The 6,434-nt window shown below is 68.2% G+C and carries 7 protein-coding genes; 6 read left to right on the top strand and 1 reads right to left on the bottom strand.

Annotated features, from left to right (window positions below; all coding sequences use genetic code 11):
* Window positions 1–242, bottom strand: a 242-nt coding sequence (locus tag H610_RS0108435) for a transposase (protein WP_028239255.1), incomplete at its 3' end; no start/stop codon positions are given.
* Window positions 243–314: 72 nt separating this feature from the next.
* Here H610_RS0108435 and H610_RS23580 point away from each other — a divergent pair.
* The 6 genes from H610_RS23580 (at window position 315) to H610_RS0108405 (ending at window position 6,168) form a co-directional block, all read left to right on the top strand.
* Window positions 315–1,643 (top strand): CmpA/NrtA family ABC transporter substrate-binding protein, encoded by a 1,329-nt coding sequence (locus tag H610_RS23580; protein ID WP_051231612.1) that lies wholly within the window; start codon window positions 315–317, stop codon window positions 1,641–1,643.
* A 63-nt stretch (window positions 1,644–1,706) separates the two neighbouring features.
* Complete coding sequence (locus tag H610_RS0108425) at window positions 1,707–2,696, top strand: ABC transporter permease (RefSeq protein WP_028239254.1); 990 nt, start codon at window positions 1,707–1,709, stop codon at window positions 2,694–2,696.
* A gap of 11 nt (window positions 2,697–2,707) precedes the next feature.
* Window positions 2,708–3,502, top strand: a complete 795-nt coding sequence (locus H610_RS23575; protein ID WP_043238088.1) for an ABC transporter ATP-binding protein — start codon at window positions 2,708–2,710, stop codon at window positions 3,500–3,502.
* 28 nt (window positions 3,503–3,530) lie between these two features.
* Complete coding sequence (locus H610_RS26115) at window positions 3,531–4,619, top strand: methyl-accepting chemotaxis protein (RefSeq protein ID WP_051231608.1); 1,089 nt, start codon at window positions 3,531–3,533, stop codon at window positions 4,617–4,619.
* A gap of 2 nt (window positions 4,620–4,621) precedes the next feature.
* Complete coding sequence (locus H610_RS0108410) at window positions 4,622–5,320, top strand: hypothetical protein (RefSeq protein WP_028239253.1); 699 nt, start codon at window positions 4,622–4,624, stop codon at window positions 5,318–5,320.
* Window positions 5,321–5,724: 404 nt separating this feature from the next.
* Window positions 5,725–6,168, top strand: coding sequence for a thioesterase family protein (locus tag H610_RS0108405; RefSeq protein ID WP_028239252.1), 444 nt, complete (start codon window positions 5,725–5,727; stop codon window positions 6,166–6,168).
* The last annotated feature ends 266 nt before the right edge of the window (window positions 6,169–6,434 follow it).

Here is a 6,434-nt window from a genome sequence, read left to right as displayed (position 1 = left end):
TGCTTCAGTTGGCGAAGCTCCGCCTCAAGCTGGCGGATTCGTTGCTGCTCCGGCGTCAAAGGCTTGCCGATTCCAGGTTGCCCCGAGAGCTCGGCCTCATACTGTTGGAGCCAACGGCGCACAGCCGTTTCCCCCAGGTTCATGTCTCGACAGACCTGCGCAACGCTCAGGCCCTGATCCTTGATCATCTGGACGACTTGCAGCTTGAAGCTGACATCGAAGGATCGACGTTTACGGCTCATGAATGACTCCTCGTTTCAGTGGATTTTCCACCTATCGAGGTGTCCGCGGGAATTGAACCACCGCAGGCCGCCATCGGCTGCTCCGGCCTGTTCCTGCTTGCGCCGCTCGCGTCGTGGGCGGCAGAGCCGGAGAAGGAAGAACTCAAGCTCGGCTTCATCAAGCTGACCGACATGGCCCCGCTGGCGATCGCCTACGAAAAGGGCTTCTTCGAGGACGAAGGCCTGTACGTGACCCTGGAGGCCCAGGCCAACTGGAAGGTCCTGCTCGACCGCGTCATCGACGGCCAGCTCGACGGCGCGCACATGCTCGCCGGCCAGCCGCTGGGCGCGACCATCGGCTTCGGTACCAAGGCCGACATCATCACCGCCTTCTCCATGGACCTGAACGGCAACGCCATCACCGTCTCCAACGCGGTCTGGGAGGAAATGAAGCAGCACGTGCCGATGGAGAACGGCAAGCCGGTGCACCCGATCAAGGCCGACGCGCTCAAGCCGGTGGTGGAGAAGTACCGCGCCGAAGGCAAGCCGTTCAACCTCGGCATGGTGTTCCCGGTGTCCACCCACAACTACGAGCTGCGCTACTGGCTCGCCGCCGGCGGCATCCATCCCGGCTACTACGCGCCGGCCAAGGGCGACATCAGTGGCCAGATCGACGCCCAGGCGCTGCTCTCGGTGACCCCGCCGCCGCAGATGCCGGCCACCATGGAAGCCGGCACCATCCATGGCTACTGCGTAGGCGAGCCGTGGAACCAGCAGGCGGTGTTCAAGGGCATCGGCGTGCCGGTGATCACCGACTACCAGATCTGGAAGAACAACCCGGAGAAGGTCTTCGGCGTGTCGAAAGCCTGGGCCGAGGCCAACCCGGAGACCCACAAGCGGGTGGTCAAGGCGCTGATCCGCGCGGCCATGTGGCTCGACGCCGACGACAACGCCAACCGCCAGGAAGCGGTGGAAATCCTCTCGCGGCCGGAATACGTCGGCGCCGACGCCAAGGTCATCGCCAACTCCATGACCGGCACCTTCGAATACGAGAAGGGCGACGTGCGCGAGGTGCCCGACTTCAACGTGTTCTTCCGCCACCACGCCACCTATCCCTACTACTCCGACGCCATCTGGTACCTGACGCAGATGCGCCGCTGGGGCCAGATCGGAGAGGCCAAGCCGGACAGCTGGTACCTCGACACCGCCCGTCAGGTGTATCGCCCGGACCTCTACCGCGAGGCCGCCGAGGCCCTGATCGAAGACGGCCTGGCCAGCGCCGGAGACTTCCCGGCCGCCAGCGAGGAAGGCTTCCGCGCGCCCACCGCCGAGTTCATCGACGGCGTCACCTACGACGGTCGCCAGCCGAACGCCTACCTCGAGCAGTTCACGATCGGCCTGAAAGGCGACGCCACGCCCTGACCGACCCGCAACCTGGGAGCCGCCCGGCTCCCCAACCGCCCCAGAAACCGAGAGGAAAGAACGATGAGCAATCCCGCTGTCGCCAAGCCCATCGCGGAAACCCTCAAGTCGGGCCGCCAGGCGCGCATCCGCCGCTGGCTGCCGAGCCTGATCATGCCGGTGGTCGGCGTGCTCGCCTTCCTGCTGTTCTGGCAGCTGGTGGCCGGCAACATCCAGACCAGCCTCGGCCAGTTCCCCGGCCCGGTGCAGGTCGCCGAACAGTTCGACGGCCTGGTCGACGCGCACCTGCGCGAACGCGACCGGGCCGCGGCCTTCTACGAGCGGCAGGAGCAGCGCAACGCCGAACGGCTGGCCAAGGACCCGACCGCCGAGGTGAAGATCCGCCCCTACACCGGCAAGCCGACCTTCTTCGAGCAGATCCTCACCAGCCTCTACACGGTGATGACCGGCTTCGCCATCGCCTCGCTCGTCGCCGTGCCGCTGGGCATCGTCTGCGGCCTGAGCAAGCCGGTGTACAACGCCATCAATCCGCTGATCCAGGTGTTCAAGCCGGTCTCGCCGCTGGCCTGGCTGCCGCTGGTGACCATGGTGGTCAGCGCGGTGTACGTCAGCGACAACCCGCTGTTCGCCAAGTCCTTCGTCACCTCGGCGCTCACCGTCGCGCTCTGCTGCCTGTGGCCAACCGTGATCAACACCATCGTCGGCGTCGCCAACCTCGACAAGGACCTGACCAACGTCAGCCGGGTGCTGCGCCTGTCGCCGCTGAGCCACGTGCGGCGCATCGTCCTGCCCGCCGCGGTGCCGATGATCTTCACCGGCCTGCGCCTGTCGCTGGCCACCGGCTGGATGGTGCTGATCGCCGCGGAAATGCTGGCGCAGAATCCCGGCCTCGGAAAATTCATCTGGGACGAATTCCAGAACGGCAGCTCGAACTCGCTCGGCCGGATCATGGTGGCGGTAATCGCCATCGGCCTGATCGGCTTCGCGCTCGACCGCATCATGCTCCTGCTCCAGCGCCGCGTGAGCTGGGACAAGAACGCCGACCTGCGCTGAGGAGAATCGCCATGGCCAATGCATACCTCGAGCTGACCGACGTCGGCATCGACTTCCCGACCGACAAGGGCCTGTTCTGCGCGCTGCAGAACGTCAACCTGCGGCTGGACAAGGGCGAGTTCGTCTCGCTGATCGGCCACTCCGGCTGCGGCAAGTCCACCGTGCTGAATATCGTCGCCGGTCTCTACCGCGCCACTAGCGGCGGCGTGATCCTCGACGGCCGCGAGGTCGACGAACCGGGGCCGGAACGCGCCGTGGTGTTCCAGAACCACAGCCTGCTGCCCTGGCTGACCTGCTACGAGAACGTCGAACTGGCCGTGCGCCAGGTCTTCCGCGGCCGCAAGAGCAAGGCGGAAATGCGCGCCTGGATCGAGCACAACCTCGAACTGGTGCACATGACCCACGCGCGGGGCAAGCGCCCGAGCGAGATTTCCGGCGGCATGAAGCAGCGCATCGGCATCGCCCGCGCGCTGGCCATGCAGCCCAAGGTACTGCTGATGGACGAGCCCTTCGGCGCGCTCGACGCGCTGACCCGCGCGCACCTGCAGGACTCGCTGATGGAGATCCACGCCGAGCTCGGCAACACGGTGATCATGATCACCCATGACGTCGACGAGGCGGTGCTGCTGTCCGACCGCATCGTGATGATGACCAACGGCCCGGCGGCCACGGTCGGCGACATCCTGCACGTCGAACTGGCGCGCCCGCGCGAGCGCATGGCGCTGGCGCACGACGCCCGCTATCACGAATACCGGGCCGCGGTGCTGGAATTCCTCTACCAGCGCCAGCAGCGGCCGGCGGCCTGAGCGCCGTCTCACCGCTCGGGACCTGCCCATGGACCACGCCACCTCCGCCCTCCCTGCTTCATCCGGCGCACTGCTCGACGGCCTGGTCACGCTGCTGTGGAGCAGCGCGCTGATCGCCGCGTTGTACGGCTGGGCCGCCTTCGCCGTGCCACTCGGTGTCGGCGCCCTGGCGCTCGGCCTGCGCCGCCACGGGCGCCAGCGCGCGCATGCCCGGCAACTGGGCGAGCTGCTGGTGAGCCTCGGCCAGCGCTTCGCCCTCAGGCACCCGCGCGAGGCCCTGGTGGCGCGGTACGAGGCCCACCTGCTGCAGGGCCAGCGCCTGCGCAGCGAGGTGCAGCACGCGACTCGCTCGCTGGAGCGCATGAGCGACGCGGCGGAAACCACCAGCGGCGAGCAGGAAGCCCGCCTGGAAACCATCAACCAGGCCAGCGGCGAACTGGCCGGCAGCCTGGAACAAGTCAGCGCCCTCGGCGAACGCGCGATGCAGGCCTTCGCGCAGGCGCACCGGGAAAGCGAAAGCGGTCGCGACAACGCCCTGGCCGTCAGCCAGGCGATGCACGGGGTGCGCGCCAGCATGGACCGCACCTCGCAGGCGATCGGCCGGCTGCTCGGCGATTCGGCGGCGGTCGGCCGGGCCGCGGCGGCCATCCAGGCCATCGCCCGGCAGACCCAGCTGCTGGCGCTCAATGCCTCGATCGAGGCGGCGCGCGCCGGCGAGCATGGTCGCGGCTTCGCCGTGGTGGCCGACGAAGTGCGCCAATTGGCGCTCGACGCCGACCGCGCCGCCGAGGAGATCGGCACGGCGGTAGACACCATCGCCGCGGCGGTGGCGGCGGTCGAGCGGGAGGTCGGCGAACATGCCGAACTGCTCGCCGACAGCGGCAGGCGCAGTGCCCTGCTCGCCGACGACCTCGACCGGCTGGCCGCGCACAACCGCCAGAGCCTGGCCGAACTTGGCGACCTGCAACGCGCGCTCGAAGGCCATCGGCACAGCAACGGTCGCCTGCGCGAACAGCTCGCACAGGTCGCCGAGGGCGTGACGCGCCAGCGCAGCCAGACCCACGACCTGCACAACCTCACCCGCTACCTGGCCGACCTGACCCACGTGGAGCCCTGATCATGGAACTGTTCGTCATTCTCGCCCTGGCGGTTGCGGTGTGGTTCGCCGGGTTGTGCCTCAACCGCCTGGCCGAGCGGCGCCACGCGCAGCGGCTCGATGCCCAGGACGTCGCGGCCCTGCAGCGCGACCTGGAAATCCTCCAGCTGCTGCAGAAGCACCGCGCGCTCGGCGCGCAGCGGGAAGCGGCAGCGCTGAGCCAGCGCCAGGAGATCGCCGCGCGGCTCGATATGCTGTGGAGCGGCCGCCCGGCGCTCGAAGACGGCCTCGGCGACCCCGCTCACTGGCCCGAAGTGAAACAGGCACCGAGCGACTTCGAAAAGCACTGCAATGCCATCGAGGCGCTGCTGTGCGACATCCACCTGGTCGAACTGCAGCTGAGCGCCCGCGGCAACCTGCGGGCCGTGCGCGGCCTCGGCGAAGCCTGCCGGGCGCTGGAGGACCTCGGCCGCCTGCGCGGGCTGGCGGTCCGCGCCGCGCAGCACGAACGCTGCCCGCTCGACCTGCAGGTGCGGATGCGCTACCTGTGCCAGCGCATCCGCGACGACGCCGGCAACCAGGGCCTCGGCGGCCTGCTCGAGCAACTCGACCGCCAACTGATCAGCGCCGCCCGCATCGGCCTGAAACCCGCGGAATGCTTCGCCCTGATCACACCGGTGATCGACGAGCGCCTGCAGGGCATCCGCCAGTGCCTGGGGTGAGCCGAGTGAAGGGCCTCGTCGTACCGGCGCAGGCCGGTACCCAGGGCGCCCACGCGGCGCTCGCGCATGCACAAGCCCCCAAGCCAACTCCGGAGTAGCCGCAAGCACTCTTCCCACGCTCAGCCCGTACCCAGCCACCTGGGCCCCGGCCTTCGCCGGGGTGACGGGTGTCGGTGCTGGGACCCTGTACCTCGCGCCACCACCCCCACCCTCGTCGTACCTTCACGGGGCGACGGGCCTGGTGTAGGCCTGGAGCTGTGGAGACACCGAAGCGGATGCGCCAGCCGGCGTTCGGCTTCAGTCAACAGCGGACATCCATCAGGGCAAGGCCGCATCCCATCGGCCTGCGCTAGAATCGCGCCCTTCGCGCCGAACGGCGGCTATCCGAACCGACAGAGACCTCCATGGCCCGGCTTTCCCTGCAATTCCCCGACGACCAGTTCTGCTTCAGCACCCAGCTCACCGTGCGCATCACCGACATCAACGCCGCCAACCACCTGGCCAACGACTCGATGATCTCGATGATTTCCGAGGCCCGCGCGCGCTTCCTGTTCGCCTTCGGCATCGGCGAGACGCGCCACGACGGGCGCGGGATCATCGTTACCGACCTGGCCACCACCTACAAGGCCGAAGCCCACGCGCGCGACCTGCTGCTGTTCGAGGTTGGCGTCATGGATTTCAACAAGTACGGCGGCGACATCATCTTCCGCATCACCCGCCCCGCGGACGACCGGCTGATCGCCATGGCCAAGTCCGGCTTCGTCTTCTACGACTACCCCAACGCGCGGGTGGTACGGATGCCCGAGGAGTTCCTCGCCAAGTTCCCCAAGGTCAACCTCATCGACTGACACGCCCGGCCAGGGACGCACCGCAACCTTTCGTGGGAGGCCCGCCCTCGGGGCGATTGCTCTTGAACGGGCAGGCTGCGCCTGCCATCGCCGCCAGGGGGCGCCTCCCACAAGAGCCTCGGCCTTTGCTCATCTTCTTCGTGGGGTCCGCCCTCGGGGCGATTGCTCTTGAACGGGCAGGCTGCGCTCTGCCATCGCCGCCGGGGGCGCCTCCCACAAGAGCCTCGGCCTTTTGCTCATCTTCTTCGTGGGGCCCACCCTCGGGG

The sequence above is a fragment of the Stutzerimonas azotifigens DSM 17556 genome (assembly GCF_000425625.1).
GTDB classification, from domain to species: Bacteria; Pseudomonadota; Gammaproteobacteria; order Pseudomonadales; family Pseudomonadaceae; genus Stutzerimonas; species Stutzerimonas azotifigens.
The sequence above is the reverse complement of the archived record's forward strand: the minus strand, read 5'-3'. Positions and strand labels throughout refer to the sequence as shown.